General features: G+C 66.4%; 14 protein-coding genes. 6 read left to right on the top strand and 8 right to left on the bottom strand.

What is annotated here, in order from left to right; translation table 11 throughout:
- From accB to IT540_RS09385, 4 genes are all read right to left on the bottom strand, one after another.
- On the bottom strand, positions 1–480 hold a 480-nt coding region (accB, locus tag IT540_RS09370; RefSeq protein ID WP_291176251.1), incomplete at its 3' end, for an acetyl-CoA carboxylase biotin carboxyl carrier protein.
- A gap of 62 nt (positions 481–542) precedes the next feature.
- Positions 543–980 (bottom strand): type II 3-dehydroquinate dehydratase, encoded by a 438-nt coding sequence (gene aroQ, locus IT540_RS09375; protein WP_291176254.1) that lies wholly within the window; start codon positions 978–980, stop codon positions 543–545.
- Between the two features lie 330 nt (positions 981–1,310).
- The gene (locus IT540_RS09380; protein WP_291176257.1) at positions 1,311–2,168 is read right to left on the bottom strand and encodes a DsbA family protein; all 858 of its coding nucleotides are present in this window, start codon (positions 2,166–2,168) and stop codon (positions 1,311–1,313) included.
- 70 nt (positions 2,169–2,238) lie between these two features.
- Positions 2,239–3,639, bottom strand: a complete 1,401-nt coding sequence (locus tag IT540_RS09385; protein WP_291176260.1) for a M48 family metalloprotease — start codon at positions 3,637–3,639, stop codon at positions 2,239–2,241.
- A 224-nt stretch (positions 3,640–3,863) separates the two neighbouring features.
- On the opposite strand from IT540_RS09385, the gene IT540_RS09390 reads away from it, so the two are divergent.
- Positions 3,864–5,078, top strand: coding sequence for an aminotransferase class I/II-fold pyridoxal phosphate-dependent enzyme (locus IT540_RS09390; protein ID WP_291176263.1), 1,215 nt, complete (start codon positions 3,864–3,866; stop codon positions 5,076–5,078).
- 295 nt (positions 5,079–5,373) lie between these two features.
- On the opposite strand, the gene IT540_RS09395 is transcribed toward IT540_RS09390, so the two are convergent.
- Together IT540_RS09395 and IT540_RS09400 are read right to left on the bottom strand one after the other, a co-directional pair.
- A complete protein-coding gene (locus IT540_RS09395) occupies positions 5,374–5,997 on the bottom strand; it encodes a D-Ala-D-Ala carboxypeptidase family metallohydrolase (RefSeq protein WP_291176266.1) in 624 nt (207 codons plus the stop codon).
- Between the two features lie 455 nt (positions 5,998–6,452).
- Complete coding sequence (locus tag IT540_RS09400; RefSeq protein WP_291176269.1) at positions 6,453–9,437, bottom strand: Rne/Rng family ribonuclease; 2,985 nt, start codon at positions 9,435–9,437, stop codon at positions 6,453–6,455.
- Between the two features lie 726 nt (positions 9,438–10,163).
- Between IT540_RS09400 and IT540_RS09405 the strand changes: the two genes are divergently transcribed.
- From IT540_RS09405 to IT540_RS09425, 5 genes are all read left to right on the top strand, one after another.
- Positions 10,164–11,423 (top strand): N-acetylmuramoyl-L-alanine amidase, encoded by a 1,260-nt coding sequence (locus tag IT540_RS09405; RefSeq protein ID WP_291176272.1) that lies wholly within the window; start codon positions 10,164–10,166, stop codon positions 11,421–11,423.
- 201 nt (positions 11,424–11,624) lie between these two features.
- Positions 11,625–14,180: a penicillin-binding protein 1A gene (locus IT540_RS09410; RefSeq protein ID WP_291176274.1), complete on the top strand. Its 2,556-nt coding sequence runs from the start codon at positions 11,625–11,627 to the stop codon at positions 14,178–14,180.
- A 136-nt stretch (positions 14,181–14,316) separates the two neighbouring features.
- A protein-coding gene (prfB, locus tag IT540_RS09415) for a peptide chain release factor 2 (RefSeq protein ID WP_291176277.1) occupies positions 14,317–15,448 on the top strand; the annotation gives its coding sequence in 2 pieces (ribosomal slippage) (positions 14,317–14,385 and positions 14,387–15,448; 1,131 coding nt in all).
- A 482-nt stretch (positions 15,449–15,930) separates the two neighbouring features.
- On the top strand, positions 15,931–16,863 hold the full coding sequence (locus tag IT540_RS09420) for an aldo/keto reductase (RefSeq protein ID WP_291176280.1): 933 nt from the start codon (positions 15,931–15,933) through the stop codon (positions 16,861–16,863).
- Between the two features lie 6 nt (positions 16,864–16,869).
- On the top strand, positions 16,870–18,177 hold the full coding sequence (locus tag IT540_RS09425) for an MFS transporter (protein ID WP_291176283.1): 1,308 nt from the start codon (positions 16,870–16,872) through the stop codon (positions 18,175–18,177).
- Between the two features lie 243 nt (positions 18,178–18,420).
- Here IT540_RS09425 and IT540_RS09430 read toward each other — a convergent pair whose 3' ends face one another.
- Both IT540_RS09430 and IT540_RS09435 read right to left on the bottom strand, forming a co-directional pair.
- The gene (locus IT540_RS09430) at positions 18,421–18,783 is read right to left on the bottom strand and encodes an ArsC family reductase (RefSeq protein ID WP_291176286.1); all 363 of its coding nucleotides are present in this window, start codon (positions 18,781–18,783) and stop codon (positions 18,421–18,423) included.
- 13 nt (positions 18,784–18,796) lie between these two features.
- On the bottom strand, positions 18,797–19,357 hold the full coding sequence (locus IT540_RS09435) for a flavin reductase family protein (RefSeq protein WP_291176289.1): 561 nt from the start codon (positions 19,355–19,357) through the stop codon (positions 18,797–18,799).
- Positions 19,358–19,475 lie beyond the last annotated feature (118 nt).

The following is a 19,475-nucleotide window of genomic DNA, read 5'->3' on the forward strand; positions in this document are numbered from 1 at the left end:
AATGATCACGAGCGGCTCGCCGAACTCCACCGGCTGGCCGTTCTCGACCAGGACAGCTGCGATGATCCCCGCGCGCGGCGCGGGGATCTGGTTCATGGTCTTCATCGCCTCGATGATCAGCAGCGTGTCACCCTGCTGCACGCGGGCGCCGACCTCGACAAACGGCGGAGCATTGGGATCGGGCGAGCGATAGGCTGTGCCCACCATCGGCGACTTGACGGCCCCCGGATGCTTCGCGGGGTCGCTACCGGCCGAAGCCGCGCTCCCCGCGGGAGAGATGGCGGCAGCCTGGCCGGCCGACACGGGATGGGACGCGGCCGGCACGGCCGCCGCAATGGTGACGGACCGGGCAACGCGGACCTTGAGCCCGCTTTTCTCGATCTCGATCTCCGAGAGCCCCGTGTCGTTCAAGAGCTGCGCCAGCTCCCGGATGAGCTGCTGCTCGCTACTCGGTTTTTCGGCTTCGTCTTTCGCCGTCATGCGCGCTAGCCCTTTCCCTTTCGGCTTCTTGTCGCTGTCTTTGGATTTGCGTTTCACGGGGATCACGCCACCAGTTTCGCCATCGCCTCGAGCGCAAGCTCGTAGCCCTGAACGCCGAGGCCACAGATGACACCCTTGGCCCCAAGCGACACGTAGGAGTGATGGCGGAAGCTCTCGCGACGGAAGATGTTCGACAGATGAACCTCGATCACCGGCAGCTCGGCGGCCGAAAGCGCATCCAGGATCCCGACCGACGTATGCGTCAGCGAGCCCGCGTTGAGGATGATGCCGGACGCCGCTTCGCGCGCCTCCTGGATCCACCCGATCAGCTCGCCCTCGTGGTTGGTCTGCCGGAACGCGACCGAAAGCCCGAGCTGGGCCGCACGTGCCTCCGCCCGCTTGCGCACGTCGTCAAGCGTATCCCGGCCGTAGATCTCGGGCTCGCGGGTGCCGAGCATGTTGAGGTTCGGGCCGTTGAGGACGAATACCGGTTTGGCCATGAGCTAATCGGGCTGAGGATGTCGGGAGCTTGGACCGGAGCATTTTCCGGCAAATGGATGCAGCGGTTTTCCGATAACAGACACGACAAATCAAGAAGCAGCCGCGCCTGAGCAATACAACGAAAAAACGCAGAGAGACCTTGACCTTAAGGGCACGCGCCCCGCGGGCACGAGGACCGTGCGTCGCCGGGAGGCCCCGTAAGGTTCCCTAGCAGCTTTACCGCAGCCGCGAAAGCGCGCCAAGGCAAAGGTTGCTGAAGCTCCTTTCGGACCACTGATCGAGGTCACGGTGGCCCGCTTTTGGGCCCGAACCCTGTGGATCACAGGGGCTTAGCAGTAATTGCAGCCGGTCTTCCTCAGGTCCGTGACATGGGCCTCGAGCACCTCGTAAAGGTTCTCGGGCGCCCCCCCGATGGCCCGGTCGCCGACCAGGAAGTGGGGCGTACCGTTGATCGAGAGCTTCTGCGCCAGCTCCTTAACCCTGTCGATCTCCGCCTTGACCTCCGGAGAGGCCATGTCGGCCTTGAGCTTCTCCATGTCGAGGCCGTGCTTTTCCGCGATCTTGAGTCCGACCGCCTCGTTGACCAGTCCCTTGGTCGTGATCAGGTCGCTGTGCACTTCCCAGTACTTGCCCTGCATGCGGGCGGCGAGGGCGACATGGGCCGCCTGCTCCGACTCGTCGCGCAGGATGGGGAATTCCTTGAACACCACGCGCACGTTCTTGTCCTGCTCGACCAGCTTGGCGATCTCCGCGAAGCCGCGCTTGCAGTAGCCGCAGTTGTAGTCGAAGAACTCGACCACCGTGATGTCGCCGTCCGGGTTGCCGGCCACGGGGGCGTTGGGCGCGCGGTAGATCTCCTTGGCGTAGGACGCCACCAGCGCCTTGGTCCGCTCCGCTTCCTCCCTCGCCACCTTGGCCTCGAGCGCGCTCTGCACCTCGAGGAAGATCTCGGGGTTCTGCACCAGATAGTCCTTCACGATGCCTTCGATCGCGCGCCGCTGATCGGGCGAGAAGCTGGCACTGCTGCTGTTGGCGCCGATCAACCCCGTCGCCGGCGACGCGCCGTTCTTGTCCTCTCCGCCGAGCACGAGCCAGAGGCCCGCAATCAGAAGCAGCGGAGCCGCGACGAGCGCGCCGATGCTGAGGCGCGAGGGCGTGGTCGGCTTGTCGAGATCCGATTGTGTCATGAGCACTCCATGGGCGGAACGAGGGGCCGGCAAGCTATCGCGCTGCAACGAGGATGGAAGGCGGCCCGCATCACGTCTGCGGCTTGTAGTTGATGATATCGTCGGCCTTGACCCAGTCCGGCGAGCCGGGCTTGAGGCCGGCCTGTGCGCGTTTGGCAAACTCCTGGGCCTGTTTCAGGGCGCCAAAATAGAAGAGCCCCTGCGCCCGCGCCAGCTCCGATTGCGGCAGGAGCCCCTTGTCGTAGTAGGCCTGCCCCAGCGTGTTGTAGGCCGTGGCGTTGTCCGGCTCGCGTTGCACGGCCTTGCGCAGGAGGCCGATCGCCTCGTCGGAGTACTGCGGGTTCTTGGTCTGCAGCAGCGCCTGGGCGAGTTGCACGCCGACCAGCGGCGCGTCGCCCTTGTGGAGTTGCAGCGCCTTCCGAAGCGGCGCGACGGCCTCGTTCGGCCGGCCCGCCTTCTGCAGGAAGTCACCCTTCACCTCCCAGAAATAGGGATTGGTTGGATGCTCGCGGATGAGCGCCTCGACGCTGGCCAGCCCCTGTTCGAAGCCGCCTGCGCCCTGGCGGAACGAGGCAATCATGCGCGCATACCGCGCCGGAAGGCTGTTGTCTCCCGCCGGATAGCGATTGAACACGGCCGCGGGCTGCTCCATGTAGCCCGACAGCTTCGCACGCATCATGTCGTGGCGGAGCTGAAGCGCGGGCGAATCCTTGTTTCCGTAGTATGGGCTCGTCTCAACGAGCTGCCTCAGACGCGCCAGACGGTCGGTTGCCACCGGATGGGTGCGCGCGAAGGCGTCCTTGTGCGCGTCCGAAAACAGCTCCTGCCCGGCGAACCGCTCGAAAGTCGCCAGCATGCCGAGCCCGGACTGCTGCGTTGCATCGAGATACTTAAGGCCCGCCTGATCGGCCGCCGACTCCTGCGAGCGCCGCTCGGCCGTGAGGCCGCGCATGATGAGCTCGTTGCCGCCCATCATCACACCCTGTCCGGCGCTGCCGATCTCGCGCCCGGCGTCACCGCCCGACGCGGCACCGCCGATCATGGCTCCGATGCCGAGGAGCTGAATGAGAAGTGCGCGCGTCTGGTCCTTGGCGATGCGCGCGCGCAGCGCTGCCATGTGCCCGCCGGCAATGTGGCCGGCCTCGTGCGCGAGCACGCCGATCACCTCGTTCGGCGTGTTCGATTGCATCAGCGTGCCGGTGTGCATGAACACGTTGCGGCCGTCGATGACGAACGCGTTGAACCCTTCGTTGTTGACAATCCTGACCGTCACACGGCCGGTGCCCAGGCCCGCGGCCCTGAAGATGCCCTGCGAGTAGTCGTTGAGAAGCAGCTCGATCTCGGTATCGCGGATGAGCGGCAGCCCCTGCGCCCGCGCAGACGGGGCGGGAAGCAGCCCGACGAGCACCCCAGCCACGAGGGCGGCCATGAGGGTCGTCCGAATGACGGGGTTCAGATGCGATGTGATCATGCTCGTCTGATCGCTCGATGATCGGGTTAGGGGGCTGCGAACACTCCATGCACGGGGGTAGATGGGCATAGAGAGCCAGTCTGCGCAAGACCGTCGCGGCACTGGCCAGATACGAGACCGCCGCCTATAAGCCCAGCGGTCCGGAGACACGCATGGACCGGGTTCAATACGGCCAAAGGAAGGCATTTGCCGTCCGTGAGGCTTTGGCCGAGGGAAGACGAGCGATGGCTGAGGACGAGACCGGCCCCAAGACCGCGAGAGCGCCCAAGCATCGGGCCGCCGCGGCGCGCAGCGACATCGCGAGCTTCATCGTCATGGACGTCATGGCGGCCGCCGCCGAGCTCGAATCCGAAGGGCGGAGCGTCATTCACATGGAGGTCGGCCAGCCGGGCACACCGGCTCCGGAGGCCGCCCTTTCCGCCGTCCGCGCCGCCCTCAACGCCGAGACGCTCGGCTACACCGCCGCCCTCGGCATCGACGCGTTGCGGCAGCGCATTGCACGGAGCTACCGCGACCGCTACGGCGTCGAGGTCGAGCCCAGCCGCATCGCAGTCTGCACGGGCTCCTCGGCGGCGTTCATCCTCGCCTTTCTGGCCCTCTTCGACACCGGCGCGCGCATCGCGCTCGCCTCGCCCGGCTATCCCTGCTACCGCCACATCCTGTCCGCGCTCGGCTGCCACTCGCCGCTGATCGAGACCGGCCCCGAGACACGATGGATGCCGACCCTCGACGCCGTGGCCGCGCTCCACCGCAACGTCGGCCTGGACGGGCTGCTGATCGCGAGCCCGGCCAATCCGACCGGAACGGTGATCGAGCCCGAGCGCCTTGCCGAGCTGGTCCGCTATTGCGACGAGAACGGCATCTGGTTCATCTCCGACGAGATCTACCATGGCCTGACCTACGAGGCCCCTGCCCGGACGGCGCTCGAGTTTTCGGGCGACACCGTCGTCATCAACAGCTTCTCGAAGTATCACGCCATGACCGGCTGGCGAGTCGGCTGGCTGGTCGTGCCACCGTCGCTCGTGCGCGTCATCGAGCGGCTCGCGCAGAACCTGTTCATCTCCGCGCCGGCCGTCTCGCAGATCGCGGCCCTCGGCGCCTTCGACGGCACCGACGAGCTCGAGCGAAACCGGACGACCTACGCGCGAAACCGGGCGCTGCTTCTGGAGGCGCTGCCCGAGGCCGGCCTGACCGCGCTCGCACCCGCCGACGGCGCCTTCTACCTCTATACCGACGTCTCGGCCTTTACCGACGACGCACGCACCTTCGCGGCGGCCATGCTGCACGAGATCGGCGTGGCGGTGACGCCCGGCCTCGACTTCGACGAGCGCCGCGGCCAGCACTTCCTGCGCTTCTGCTACGCCGGCACCGAGGCGGACATGGCCGAGGCCGCGCGCCGCCTCAAGGCTTGGCCGCGACTGAAGAACGCGCAGGCATAGGGGCAGTGCGCCGTTAGAAGCTTCCCACGGACATGGAAGCGTAGCGTTACCGATCCGAGATGTATCTGGATCTCGGCCTTCGCCGGGATGACGAGAGGACATGGGCGGCCAGCTACGAGTTGAGTAGCGTCACTCCGGCGAAGGACGGAGTCCAGGCGCGAGCGAGATATGCGCAGTGCTTTCCACGTCGTCCGCGGAGCAGAAAAACCAGCGTCGCCAACCTAGCGGCGAACGGTGCGGCGCTGGAGAACAAGAAAAAGGGACGCGCAGCATGCGCGTCCCTTTCCGATCTAGGTCAGCTCCGGCGACGGCCGCCGCCCGCACCGAGCGAGACGAAGCGCGGACCGATGTCCACGTGGATATGGCTCATGCGGGCATACGTCATGGTGCCGCCCGAGGTGTGGTTGGCCCTGAGCCAGTTGACGATGGCCTGCTTGCGCGCGCCCGCGTCGAAATCGACGGCGAGGCCGTAGCGATGCTTGGACGGCTTGCCGCTGCCCGCGATCACCGCGCCGGGACGGCAGGTCGAGATCACCTTCACGGGGCCGAACTGCTGCTCGATGCGCGACAGTAGGGCCGCGGCCGGAGCCTGCAGGCAGCCGCGCGAGGCGCCGCCTCCGCCGCCCGAGCGACCCGCCGTGACGGCGCGTCCCGCGAGCCGGGCCTTGCGGCCGACGGCGGCACGGGCGGCCTTTTTACCACGGGACTTCGCCGCATACCTCGCGCTCTTGCGCGTGCCAGCACGCCGGGCCGAAGTGTGCTTCTTGGCGCGGTGCTTCTGAACCTTCTTCGGCAGCGCACGCCCGTCACGCTCGTAGAGCGAGCTGATCGGGCCGGTTTCGACGCGCGCTTCGGCCGGCGCCGCGAGGCAAACGGCAGCCCCCATGGCCAGGACGGCCGCATAAATCGACTTACTCATGGAAAAACTCCCTTGATGTCCCACCGATTTCCGGACTTGATCAAGAAGAGCCAGGATCACCAGGCTCAATAATCCGGAAGTCTTCAAGTCATGCGGGGATGTTTTGTCCAGGCAGACAAAGTCCATCCACGTGACATCATGCGAGGATCGCGGTGTGAGCCAGCAGAACGCTGGAAAGACATGTCGCGACCCCCCGATCACTCGACATGACCGGCGGCACACATCAGCCGGGTATGGTCAAAATGAGACGAGCCCCATGGCGCGCCACGGCCCTCTAGCCGCCTCGGATACGTAGATGTACTGATATCGCTTGAAAATCCGCCGTCGAAGGTACGGACATAGAAAAATTGTCGCGCCTGCAGCGAGTTGGATACGTAAGTGGAAATTCGATGTGAAAAGGGCCGGAGCGAGGCCCCGGCCCATCGATCTCAAGCCTTGAATAGCAAACCGCGCAGTCAGCCGCCGAGGCGACGCTGCCACCAGCCGCGCCGCACCGGCTCCTCTCCGCCTGTCTCAGCGGCTCTGGCCTCATCCGGCGAGACGACGACGCGCTCGAGCTTGGGCTCCGCCGAGGTCGCCTCGTGGCGCGCCCGCACCCGTGCCAACACCGCGTCCTGCGGCGCCGGCGCGTCCGGAGATGGCGATGCGCGCCCCGGCTCGGGCTCGGGTGCTGAGGGGACCTCCACGGGCTCCCGTTTCTCGGAGCGTTGCGTCCGCGTGCGCCGACCGTCGTCGTCCCGCGCCTGGGCCGGGCGGCGACGTGGCTCGCGTGCAGGCGCCTCCTCCGTTGCTTCCTCCGCTGCTTGCGCCTCGTCTACGCCGGAGGCGTTCTCACCGGCGTCGTACACATCCTCGGGCGAGGCAGGAGCCGCCGTCTCGGCCTCGCCTCCCGCATCGTCGTGGCCGCGCGCGCGGTCCCGGCCGCGCCGCCCACCACGGCGGCCACGCCGCCGGCGGCGGCCGTTTCCGTCCTCGTGGCGCTCGCGCGCGGCACCTTCTTCCGCATCCTGAGCCGCGTGCGGCGTGTCGCCCTCCTCGGACGCATCGTCCTCGACGAACCCATGCGCGCCTGTCTCAGGCCCCGCACCAGCCTCGATCGGCTCGTCGTGCTCCTCGACATCATCGTCGTCGTAGGGCTGGGGCGCACCGTCGTCGCGGCGGCCCTCGCCCCGCTGCTCTCCTCGACCCTCGCCGCCGCGGCGTCCGCGCCTGCGGCGCCGGCGCCGTCCACCGCTCTCGCCGCGGCCTTCGTCACGGCTCCGCGTCTCCGCGCCACCGCGCGCTGTCACGACCTCGTCTTCCTCCTGAGCTTCCCGGCCTTCGCCCTCGATGGCTTCGCCGGTAAAGCCCCAGTCCATGTTGACTGCGGCCCTGTCAGGGCGGCGCGTGGCGACGGGCGCGGCATGCCCCTTCTCGATCAGGAAGTTCGCGCCCTGCAGCTTGTCGCTCGCCTGCACGGTGACGAACACGCCCTGGCGAGTTTCCATCTCGTTGATGAAATGCCGCTTGTTGTTGAGAATGTAGAGCGCGACAGCCGGCGTCGTCGTCGCCACCAGCGAGGTGCGCGCGCCGGCCATCAGCGCATCCTCAATCGCGCGCAGCACAGCGAGCGCCACGCTCTCGGTGGAGCGGATGATGCCGGTGCCCTGGCAATGCGGGCACTGTGAGGTCGAGCCCTCGAGCACGCCCGAGCGCAGCCGCTGCCGGCTCATCTCCATGAGGCCGAAATGGCTGATGCGCCCGAGCTGGATGCGCGCGCGGTCGAAGCGCAGCGCGTCCTTGAGCCGACGCTCGACGGCGCGGTTGTTGCGCTTCTCCTCCATGTCGATGAAGTCGATGACGATCAGGCCCGCGAGGTCGCGCAGCTTGAGCTGGCGCGCGATCTCGTCCGCAGCCTCGAGATTGGTGTTGAGCGCCGTCTCCTCGATCGAGAACTCGCGCGTCGCTTTGCCCGAGTTGACGTCGATGGCGACCAGCGCCTCCGTCTGGTTGATGACGAGATAGCCGCCGCTCTTGAGCGTCACGTAGGGGCTGAACATGGCATTGAGCTGCCGCTCGATGCCGTACTTGGTGAACAAGGGCTCCGGATCCTGGTGCGGGATCACGTTCTTGGCATGGCTCGGCATGAGCATGCGCATGAAGTCCTTGGCGTCCTTGTGCGCATGATCGCCGGCAACGACGATCTCCTCCACGTCCTTGTTGTAAAGGTCGCGGATCGAGCGCTTGATCAGGTTGCCTTCCTCGTAGACGAGGCTCGGCGCGGTGCTCTCGAGCGTGAGATCGCGGACGCTCTCCCAGAGGCGCAGCAGGTACTCGAAGTCGCGCTTGATCTCCTGCTTGGTGCGCGAGGCGCCCGCCGTGCGAATGATGAGCCCCATGCCCTCCGGCACCTCGAGCTCCTGCGCGATGGCCTTGAGGCGCTTCCTGTCCTGCGGGTTGGTGATCTTGCGGCTGATGCCGCCGCCACGCGCCGTGTTGGGCATCAGCACGGTGTAGCGGCCGGCGAGCGAGAGATAGGTCGTGAGGGCCGCGCCTTTGTTGCCGCGCTCCTCCTTGACCACCTGCACCAGGATCACCTGGCGCCGCTTGATGACCTCCTGGATCTTGTAGCTGCGCGGCCTGCGGCGTGGACGCGAGGGCAGCTCCTCGAGCGCATCCTCCGAGCCCACGCTCTCGACCGCCTCAGGCTCCACGGCGGCGCTGGCCACCACCTGTACACCGCCCGCCTCGCCGGCAGCTTCGGGCGCAGCGTCCGCGGCTTCGGCTTTCGCCTCCTGCGGCGCGGCATCTTCCGCTTCGGCATCTTCGCCACCGTCGGCCGCTGGCTCGTCGGCGTCCACACCGGCTGAGGTCGCGACCTCCGTCACCTCCTCGACCAGCACCGCGTCGCGCTCGCTGGCTTCCGCGATCACCTGCGGACGGTCGTCGTCGGGATGATCGTCGTCCGCGGGCTCGTCCTCGTCGTGGACATCCTCGACGCCGTTTTCCTCGCTGCCGTCGTCGTCCGCATCGCCGTCCTCGTCGTCATCGGCGTGCGACGCATCGGCATCCTCGCCGGCCGCCTCCGAGCCACGGCTCGAGCTGTCCTGGCGTCTGCGCCGTGCAAGCCGCTCGGCTCGCGCGTCTGCGGCAGCCTCCTCCTCGGCCTCCGCGAGCGCCTCCTCCTCGATGAGCGCCTGACGGTCGGCCATCGGGATCTGATAGTAGTCGGGATGGATCTCGTTGAAAGCGAGGAAGCCGTGCCGGTTTCCGCCGTAGTCGACGAACGCCGCCTGCAACGACGGCTCAACGCGCGTCACCTTCGCCAGATAAATGTTTCCGCGGAGCAGCTTGCGGGCAGCGCTCTCGTAGTCGAACTCCTCTACACGTCCGTTGCGTAGAACCACCACCCGCGTCTCTTCGGGGTGGGTGGCATCGATAAGCATCTTGTTGGGTGCCATGTGTTTTTATCCTTTGCGCGCCGGTGGGCCGGACCACCGGAACCGGCCCTGCGGCCGGAGGCGACTTGCGGCCGTGTCGAGGCGCGCGCCTTTGTTGTGATTGAAGGGAAGGGGGTTGAGGTAAAGGTACGGGCGCGCATCCCGAGCACAGCCGCTCTGGGCTCGGAGGCTGAAAGATGGAATGCGCGGTCGATCTGCATGAGTCTCGAACGAAAGATCCGGGCGCGCGTACGCGCGCTTCGGAAAGACGGAGCCAACGATCTGTGGCGCGTGCGCCCGATCAGGCAAGTTGCATCGCAACTGAGACCGCTCTCGGACCGGGACGTCGGGGGCGACGCGTTTCGGATGTATCGTTGCCCTGGGTTGCTTACGGAACCTGTGGTGGCAACGCTGCCGATTGCGAAGCACGCGCCGAACAGTCATCGGGCCGTGCGCATCGTCCGCTTCCGGGACCTTGGGCAAATGCGACCTGGAAACCAACCCACAACCGGGCCGGGCATTCCATGGTCGACTGAAACTCTCGCGTGAAGAGGACGTACTCAAACACGATGCGGTTCAATTTTGTACGGGTTCCCCGGCAGCGTGGCAAGCACGTTTATCGGAAATGATGCGGTCGGAGCACGGGTTGGGCCGCACCCTTGCACAAACGCCACGAATATGAGCTAACTTGTAGCACCTACGTGATAATTTGCTCACGAACGCGATAGGGACCGCGTGCAGCCGGGGATGGGGATCAGGGCCGGGTCTGGTGGTCTGCGGACGCTGGCGACGGCCGTAGCAGTGCTGATGCACGTCTGGCTGTGGGCAGGCGCCGCGGCCGGCGAGACGGCGTCTGCAACGCGGGCCAGCCTGTCGGGAGACCAGCACCGCACCACCTTCCAGCTCGATCTCACGGTCGGCGTCCCGGCCGAGATCTACACGCTTGCCAACCCCTACCGCGTCATCGTCGACCTCCCGGACGTTGAGTTCCGCCTGCCCGACGGAACCGGACAGGACGGCGGCGGCTTGGTGCGCACCTTCCGCTACGGGCTCTTCGCCGAAGGCAAGGCACGCGTCGTGCTCGACACGACCGGCCCCGTGCGCATCGAGCGGGCGGCCATGACCGCCGCGACGGGCGGCAAGGGCATCGTCTTCGCGTTCGACATGGTGACCACGGACCCTGCGAGCTTCGGCCTCGGCACCGGCGCCGATAAGGCGGCCGAGGACGCACCGGAAAAAGCACCCCCTGCCGGGCCTCCGGACGACAAGCCGAAACGGACCGGCAAGGCCGTGATCATGATCGATCCCGGCCATGGCGGCATCGACGGCGGCGCCGTCAGCGCCTCGAGCTTGCTCGAAAAGGACGTGGTGCTCGCGGTCGGCAAGGAGCTTGGGCGACAGCTCGCGGCCAGCGGGCGCTACGATGTGCACATGACGCGCTCGTCCGACGTGTTCGTTTCGCTGGATCAGCGCCTCAACCTCTCGGCCAAGCACGGCGTGGATCTCTTCATCTCCCTGCATGCCGACTCGCTCGCCGTCGAGGCCGAGGCGCAAGCCGTCCGTGGTGCCACCATCTACACCCTGTCCGAGCGCGCCTCCGACGAGCAGGCGCGCCGCATGGCGGAGAAGGAGAACGCCTCGGACCTCATCGCAGGCATCAACGTCGTCGACGGGCCGGACGATGACGAGGTGAAGAGCATCCTCTTCGACCTCATGAAACGGGAAACGGCGAATTTCTCGGCCGACTTCTCGAACACGCTGGTGCACAAGCTGAAGTCCGCCAAGGCGCTGTCCCGCGTCCCGCAGCGCGCCGCAGCCTTCAAGGTCCTGAAGCAAACCCATGCCCCCTCCGTGCTGATCGAGCTCGGATACCTGAGCAACCCAGAGGACGAGAAGCTGCTCAACTCCACAGCCTGGAGAAAGAAGATCGCCGCCTCGATCACCACGGCCATCGACGACTATTTTTCCAAGCGGACCGCCAGCTCCCCGGGCCTTAGCCGGAAATAGACGGAGACGCGGTGACGCACGCGCCTCGAACGCCTGTTCCCATTGGCAAATAACCGTTTAGGAAATCCGGGGTTTATGGACGACGTGCTGCCACATTCCATGTTAATGTTCCGGCTTGATCCACGGGTTGCTGCAGTGCAATAGCAGTGCGCCGAGCTTACAGTTGGACCTGAGAACACTGGTCGAGCGGACCCAGGCGGAATGCGAGCCCCTACCCTGCCACCACCACAGCCGGACTTCCGTAGGCGAGGCCGGAAGCGCAAGAGCCTGCTCCTGAGCTTCCTCGGCTGGAGCTTCGCGGCGTTCGTCGTCGTGTTCCTGGTGGGCTCGGCCGCGGCGGGCTATGTGCTGTGGCAGGCGTCCAAGGACCTCCCGGACTACGAGAGCCTTGCGAGCTACGAGCCGCCCGTGATGACGCGCATTCACGCCCACGACGGCTCGCTGATCGCCGAGTACGCGCGCGAGCGGCGCATCTTCATACCCATCAACACCATTCCGAAGCACGTCGTCGCGGCCTTCCTGTCCGCCGAGGATAGCCGTTTCTATGAGCACGGCGGCCTCGACATGCAGGGCATCGCGCGCGCCGTCTTCAAGTTCGTGGAGAGCAAGATCCAGGGCAGCGACCGGCGCACCGAGGGCGCGTCCACGATCACGCAGCAGGTCGCCAAGAACTTCCTTCTGACCAGCGACCGGACCATGGAGCGCAAGATCAAGGAGGCGATCCTCGCCATCCGCATCGAGCGTGCCTATTCAAAGGACAAGATCCTCGAACTCTACCTCAACGAGATCTATCTCGGCATCGGCGCCTACGGCGTCGCCGCGGCCGGCCTCGCCTACTTCAACAAAGAGCTGAAGGATCTGACCGTGGAGGAGGTCGCCTACCTCGCGGCCCTTCCGAAGGCGCCGAACAACTACCACCCCTTCCGCCAGACGGCGCGCGCCACCGAGCGGCGCAACTGGATCCTCGGGCAGATGGCCGAGAACGGCTACATCACCGACGAGGAAGCGAAGGAGGCCAAGGCCAAGCCGCTCGCCGTCAACATCCGTCCCGGCGGCGCGCACCTCTTCGCCGCCGAATACTTCGCCGAGGAGGTTCGCCGCTCGCTGTACAATGCCTACGGCGAGGCGAAGCTCTACGCCGGCGGTCTCTCAGTCCGCACGACGCTCGACCCGCGCCTGCAGAGGATCGGCCGCAAGGCGCTGATCGACGGCCTCGTCTCCTACGACCGCAAGCAGGGGTGGCGCGGCCCGGTGAGCAAGATCGACGTGTCGGGCGACTGGGGCGTCCCGCTCGGCGCCATCGACATCCCGTCCGATATCGCACCCTGGCGGCTCGGCGTCGTGCTCTCGATGGAGAAGACGAAGGCCGTCGTCGGGCTGAGGCCCTCACGCAAGCAGGACGGAAAGCTGACCGACGAACGCCACGCCGTCGAGATCACGCTCGACGAGATCAAGTGGGCGAAGACGGCCAAGCGCACCGAGCCGAAGCAGATCTCCGACCTGCTCGCAGCCGGCGACGTAATCTACGTTGCGCCGAAGGACGAGGCCAACCTCGCCGGCGCCTGGTCGCTGATGCAGATCCCCGAGGTCTCGGGCGGCCTCATTGCCATGGACCCGCACACCGGCCGCGTGCTCGCGGTCTCCGGCGGCTTCTCCTTCGCCATGAGCCAGTTCGACCGCGCGCTGCAGGCCAAGCGCCAGCCGGGCTCGTCGTTCAAGCCGTTCGTCTACGCCGCCGCCATCGACAACGGCTACAAGCCGACGTCGATCATTCTCGACGAGCCGATCGAGATCGAGCAGGGCCCCGGGCAGGACATCTGGAAGCCCCAGAACTACGAGAAGGATACCTCCCACGGCCCGACGACGCTGCGCGTCGGCATCGAGAAGTCGCGCAACCAGATGACTGTGCGCCTCGCCCAGGACATGGGCATGCCGATCATCACCGAATACGCGCGCCGCTTCGGCATCTACGACGATCTCCTGCCCGTGCTCTCCATGTCGCTCGGCGCCGGCGAGACCACGCTTCTGCGTATGGCGACCGCCTACTGCATGATCGCCAACGGCGGCAAGCAGGTGCGCCCGACACTGATCGACCGCATTCAGGACCGCTGGGGCAAGTCCGTCTGGCGCCATGACGCGCGCGAGTGCACAGGCTGCATCGCCGACCAATGGGCGAACCAGGAGGAGCCGGACATCCCCGACGATCGCAAGCAGATCGTCGACCCGCAGACCGCCTACCAGATGACCTCCATCATGGAGGGCGTCATCCAGCGCGGCACGGCGACGTCCTTGAAGAAGCTGAACCGCCCGCTGGCCGGCAAGACCGGCACCACCAACGAGGAGAAGGACGCCTGGTTCATCGGCTACACGCCGGACCTCGTGGTCGGCGTGTTCGTCGGCTATGACACCCCCCGCGCGATGGGCAAGGGCAACACCGGTGGCGCGGTCGCGGCGCCGATCTTCGGCAGCTTCGTGGAGGCCGCCCTCGCCGACCAGCCTCCGGCGCCGTTCCGCATGCCGCCGGGCATCAAGCTCGTGCGCGTCAGCCTGCAGACGGGGCTTCGCGCCTCGCCGGACGACACGACCGCGCTCATGGAGGCGTTCAAGACCGACGAGGAGCCGGACGACGCCTATTCCGTCATCGGCTTCACCGATCCCTATGCGCGCAGCTCCGACGCGGGCTCAACGGGCGGCGGCTGGCAGCCCGCGCCTTCGGCTTCGCCGGGCTACGGCGGCGGGCCCGGCGGCTTGTGGTGAGAATTTCTCCCGTGTTCTGAGACCAATGGCCGGTGGACGGCCGCCCGATGCATCGCGACGCCGCGTTTACAGTCGTGCTCGCCCTCACTATATGTCGGGCACATCCCCCGAAATGACTGGATTCTGGGAGGCTCCGATGCGCGCTGAAGCGCAAAAAGTTGCGTCGTCGATCGAAGAGGCTCTGGTCCTCTTGAGGAGGTATCTTTGACCCGGAGCAGGCCGAGGCACGTCTAGCCGACCTCAACCGGCGCGCGGAGGATCCCGCGCTCTGGAACGATCCCGGTGAGGCGCAGAAGGTCATGCGCCAGCGTCAGCAGCTCGAGCGCTCCCTCACCGACTTCCGCCGCATCGAGCGCGAGTTCGAGGACAATCTGACCCTGATCGAGCTCGGCGAGGCCGAGGACGACGAGGCGACAGTCACCGAGGGCGAAGGCGCGCTGAGGCGCCTCGACGAGGAGGTCCAGAGGAAGAGCATCGAGGCCATGCTGTCCGGCGAGGCCGACGGCATGGACGCCTACGTGGAGGTCCACGCCGGCGCCGGCGGCACCGAGAGCCAGGATTGGGCGCAGATGCTGACGCGCATGTACATGCGATGGGCGGAGCGGCGCGGCTTCAAGGTCAAGCTGGTGGACGAGAGCCCGGGCGAGGAAGCCGGCATCAAGTCGGCGACGCTCGAGATCCAGGGCGAGAATGCCTACGGCTGGCTCAAGACGGAGGCGGGCGTGCACCGCCTCGTGCGCATCTCGCCGTACGATTCAAACGCGCGCCGCCACACGAGCTTTGCCTCCGTCACCGTCTACCCGGTGATCGACGACTCGATCGATATCGACATCAACCCCGCCGACGTCGACGTGAGCTTCGCCCGCTCGAGCGGTGCCGGCGGCCAGCACGTCAACCGCACGGAGTCGGCCGTCCGCCTCGTGCACAAGCCGACCGGCATCGTCATCTTCGCGCAGGAGCAGCGCTCCCAGCACCAGAACAAGGACATCGCCTTCAAGCGGCTCAAGGCGCGCCTCTACGAGCTCGAGCTCAAGCGCCGCGAGCAGAAGGCGTCCGCCGAGCAGGCGGCGAAGACCGACATCGGCTGGGGCCACCAGATCCGGTCCTACGTTCTGCAGCCCTATCAGCTCGTCAAGGATTTGCGCACCGGCACGCAGAGCTCGAGTCCCGATGAGGTCCTCGACGGCGACATCGATCCCTTCATAGAGGCGACGTTGGCACAGCGCATGCGCGGCGGCAGCACCGCCGAGATCGTCGACCTCGACTAGACCATGATCGCTTCGGACCCTATCAGTCCGAAGCGTAGATCATCCGTCTCATCAAAAAGGAGCGGCAGCGGTCATCGCGCAGACGGCAACGGCTTCCTCCCAGCCCGTTGCCTCCTGACTGCTGCTTCTTCCTTCCGTGTTCCCTAGGGGACAGCGGACCCCTCATAAAAGATTATGGTCCGATCCGTGGGAACCAAAGCGCCCTCCCCGCTGTTCCCACTACCCCGCCGGAGCCGCCCCCCACGCTCCGGTGAAACAGAGCGCCGCCGCGGTTCCCCCCAACCATGCTCGGGGGCGCTCTTGATACGGCCGGCCCCCCAGGTCCCCCGCTGGGGGGCCCATTTTTCTCAGGCCAGCTCAGGAAACCTCCGGATTGGCGAGCAACGCTCGCGCACCTATATGCCGGTCAGGATGAGCCCCGGGGGGCCTCGGCCGATCATCCGTCACGTCAGCCAGAAAGATCGCGAGAAGGAGGTGCCGCCATGCAGACGCGCCGGAGTTTCTTGAGCTCGACATCGGCCGCGGCCGCCGTGCTGGCCATGGCTCCCTTCGGCAGTGCGGGAGCAGACACGGCGACCCCGGCCGAGGGCGCCCTGGCCACGCGCGCGATCCCCGCCACCGGCGAGAAGATACCCGTCATCGGAATGGGCACCTCCGGCAGCTTCGAGGTCGGCGAGGGCACACCCGAATATGATGCCCTGCGCGAGGTCCTGAAGGTGTTCTTCGCCGGCGGCGGCACGGTGATCGACACCGCCCCCACCTACAGCAATGCCGAGGACGTGCTGGGCGCCCTCCTCGCCGAGCAGAACCTGCGCCCGAAGACCTGGCTCGCCACCAAGCTTTCGGGTGTGCGCGGACGCGACGCCGGGCTTGCCCAGTTCAACAACACCCTCGGCCGTCTCAAGACCGACAAGGTCGAGCTGCTGCAGGTGCACAACCTCGGCGATCTCAAGACGCAGCTCGCCCTCGCCCGCGAGCTCAAGGCCGAAGGCAAGACCCGCTACGTCGGCGTCACGCACTATCTGGAGTACGCCCACGACGAGCTGGCCGACATCGTCGCGGCCGAGAAGCCGGACTTCCTGCAGATCAACTATTCCGTGGTCACCCGCGGCGCGGAGAAGCGCCTCTTCCCGCTGGCCAAGGACCTCGGCGTGGCGGTGATGATCAACCGCGCCTTCGAGGACGGCAAGCTGTTCGGGCGCGTCAAGGACAAGCCGCTTCCCGACTGGACCGCGGCCGCCGGCATCACCTCCTGGGCGCAGGCGTTCCTGAAGTTCGCGCTGAGCAACCCCGCGGTGACGGTGGTGATCCCGGCCACCGGCAAGCCGCATCGCCAGGCGGACAATCTGAAGGCCGGCCTTGGGCCGAACCTGACGGAGGAGCAGCGCGCCTCCCTGATCGCGGCCTTGGCATAGCCGGAAATGGACAGCGCAACCCCCAGGATCGAGCGCACGCGTCTGACCGGCCTGCTCAAGGTCGAGCGTGAGGAAGCGCCGGTCGTCGCCGTCGGCGCGGCCATGTTCTTCCTCCTCTTCACCGGCTACTTCATGCTGCGCCCCGTGCGCGAGACCATGGGCATCGCGGGCGGCATCGAGAACCTGCAGTGGCTTTTCACCGGCACGTTCGTCGCCACGCTCGTTGCATTGCCCGTGTTCGGATGGATCGCCTCCAAGGTGCGCCGCCGGCACATCCTCGCCTGGACCTTCGCCTTCTTTGCGCTGAACCTCTTGGGCTTCGCCGCAGGATTTGTACGTGATCCCGATAACGTCTGGATGGCGCGCACGTTCTATGTGTGGCTGTCGGTCTTCAACCTGCTCGCCATCTCGCTGGCCTGGAGCGTGCTGGCGGACCTTCTGGCCGCCTCGCAGGCCAAGCGCCTGTTCGCGATGATCGCCGGCGGCGCGAGCCTCGGCGGCCTCACGGGTCCGATCCTCGGCACGCTGCTCGTTGCGCCCATCGGCCATGCCGGGCTGCTCGTGCTGGCCGCCGCCCTGCTCACGCTCAGCGCCGCCGCCGCCATGTGGCTGCACCGCTGGCGCGACCGCAACCCGCTGCCCTCGGAGGAGATCGCCCCGCGCAGCGAGCCGCTCGGCGGCCATCCCCTTGCCGGCGCCACTGCCGTGCTGCGCTCCGGCTACCTGGCCGGCATCGCGCTGTTCGTGATCCTGCTCGCGATCGTCAGCACCTTCCTGTACTTCGAGCAGGCCCGCCTCGTGGCCGAGACCTTCCCCGACCGCACGCGCCAGACGCAGGTGTTCGGCATGATCGACACCTTCGTCCAGACGTGCACGATCCTCATTCAGATCTTCCTTACGGGCCGCATCGCCGACCGCTTCGGCATCGGAACACTGCTCGTCGCCGTGCCGCTGGTGATGGCCGCAGGCTTCCTGTGGCTCGCGTTCGCGCCCGTGTTCGCGGTGCTGGCGGTGGTCATGATCACGCGTCGCGTCGGCGAGTATGCGCTGGTGCGGCCGGGCCGCGAGATGCTCTACACGGTCGCCGAGCCCGAGGAGAAGTACAAGGCCAAGAACTTCATCGATACCGTCGTCTACCGGGGCGGCGACGCCGTGGGCGGCTGGGTGAAACGCGGCCTCGACGTCCTCGCCGAGCATCCCGCCCTGGCCATGCTCATCGGCGCGGCGATCGCGCTCGGATGGGCGGCGACGGGCGCCTGGCTCGGCCGCCAGGAGCGGCAGCGGGAGGGCTTCTACCGACCGGTCGAGCACTAACAGTCTGCATTCAAAGAGATTTCCAGGAACTCATTGCGGCAGCCGAAAAATCTTCGAAAAATTCGTGACACTGCGCAGAATAAATTACCGACGATTCCGTTCTTCCCTGAGTGCGGTCCGAATGCCCATGTCCCCGCGTTGGCAATCGAGCCGCATAACACGTCTCATCGCGAGATGAGGTCGTCAATGGACGGGACAGGCCCCGCACACCTGTCCCGTCTGTTGTTTTTTTGCCGGGGCGAGCTAAGTCCGCAGCGCGGCGGCACAAATCTCCGGCTTGAAGCCCACCAGGAGCTTATTCCCGCCATACTCGAGCACCGGGCGCTTGATGAGCGACGGCTGCGCGAGCATCAGCGCCACAGCCTTCTTCTGGTCGATATTCTGCTTCTCCGCCTCGGTGAGCTTGCGGAACGTCGTGCCTGCGCGATTGAGCAGGACCTCCCAGCCGACCTCACGGCACCAGCGCTCGAGCCGCGCGCGATCGATGCCGTCCTTCTTGTAGTCGTGAAACGCCACATCGACGCCATGCGCCGCGAGCCATGCGCGCGCCTTCTTCATCGTATCGCAGTTCACGATGCCGTAGATCGTGACAGGGCCGGATTTCATCTTGATGGGATCCTCACAGCATCTCCGGCAGAAACTTTGACTGCCGACTGATGATCTTGCCCGAGACCATGAACACGCCGTCGCCCGTATAGTGGAGGGTCTCCGGATGCTTCGGCGACGGCGCGACGTGCGCCTTCACCACCTCGAAGATGAAGAAGTTGTAGCGGGCGACGAGGCTCTCGTCGACGAGCCGGCACTCTAAGTTGGCATGGCACTCGCCGATCAAGGGTGCGCCCACGTGCTGCGCCTTCTGCGCCGTGAGCCCGAAGTGCGCGAACTTGTCGATCTCGCTCCCCGACGAGTTACCGATTCCGACCACGATGTCCGTCAACGCCGTCGTCGGCAGGTTGATCACGCATTCTCCGCTCTCCCGCACCATCAGATGGGAATGATTTCCTGAGGCGATGATGCAGCCGATCAGCGCCGGCGTGAACTCCATGCAGGTGTGCCAGCCCATGGTCATGATGTTTGTCTCGCCCCGCGCAGCCGACGACACGAGCACGATCGGCCCGGGCTCTAGGTAGCGCCGCACCTGAGAGACGGGAAAGTCGCGTTTCTTCGCCAGCCTGGCCATGGTGATCCTCGCGCACTGATAAACACGTCGCCCACCGAAACGCAGACTGGCCCCGCCGTGTTCAAAAAGCAAAAATTGAGGAGTGGCGAAAGAGCCGCTGGCCAATCCGGTCGCAACG

Source organism: Hyphomicrobium sp., assembly GCF_020852195.1.
Taxonomy (GTDB): Bacteria; Pseudomonadota; Alphaproteobacteria; order Rhizobiales; family Hyphomicrobiaceae; genus Hyphomicrobium_C.

Coding starts and splice junctions, on each gene's coding strand:
- IT540_RS09390 (WP_291176263.1), top strand. CDS start 3,864: ATGGCTGAGGACGAGACCGGCCCCAAGACCGCGAGAGCGCCCAAGCAT.
- IT540_RS09380 (WP_291176257.1), bottom strand. CDS start 2,168: ATGACACAATCGGATCTCGACAAGCCGACCACGCCCTCGCGCCTCAGC.
- IT540_RS09395 (WP_291176266.1), bottom strand. CDS start 5,997: ATGAGTAAGTCGATTTATGCGGCCGTCCTGGCCATGGGGGCTGCCGTT.
- IT540_RS09435 (WP_291176289.1), bottom strand. CDS start 19,357: ATGGCCAGGCTGGCGAAGAAACGCGACTTTCCCGTCTCTCAGGTGCGG.
- IT540_RS09420 (WP_291176280.1), top strand. CDS start 15,931: ATGCAGACGCGCCGGAGTTTCTTGAGCTCGACATCGGCCGCGGCCGCC.
- IT540_RS09400 (WP_291176269.1), bottom strand. CDS start 9,437: ATGGCACCCAACAAGATGCTTATCGATGCCACCCACCCCGAAGAGACG.
- aroQ (WP_291176254.1), bottom strand. CDS start 980: ATGGCCAAACCGGTATTCGTCCTCAACGGCCCGAACCTCAACATGCTC.
- IT540_RS09425 (WP_291176283.1), top strand. CDS start 16,870: ATGGACAGCGCAACCCCCAGGATCGAGCGCACGCGTCTGACCGGCCTG.
- IT540_RS09385 (WP_291176260.1), bottom strand. CDS start 3,639: ATGATCACATCGCATCTGAACCCCGTCATTCGGACGACCCTCATGGCC.
- IT540_RS09410 (WP_291176274.1), top strand. CDS start 11,625: ATGCGAGCCCCTACCCTGCCACCACCACAGCCGGACTTCCGTAGGCGA.
- IT540_RS09405 (WP_291176272.1), top strand. CDS start 10,164: ATGGGGATCAGGGCCGGGTCTGGTGGTCTGCGGACGCTGGCGACGGCC.
- IT540_RS09430 (WP_291176286.1), bottom strand. CDS start 18,783: ATGAAATCCGGCCCTGTCACGATCTACGGCATCGTGAACTGCGATACG.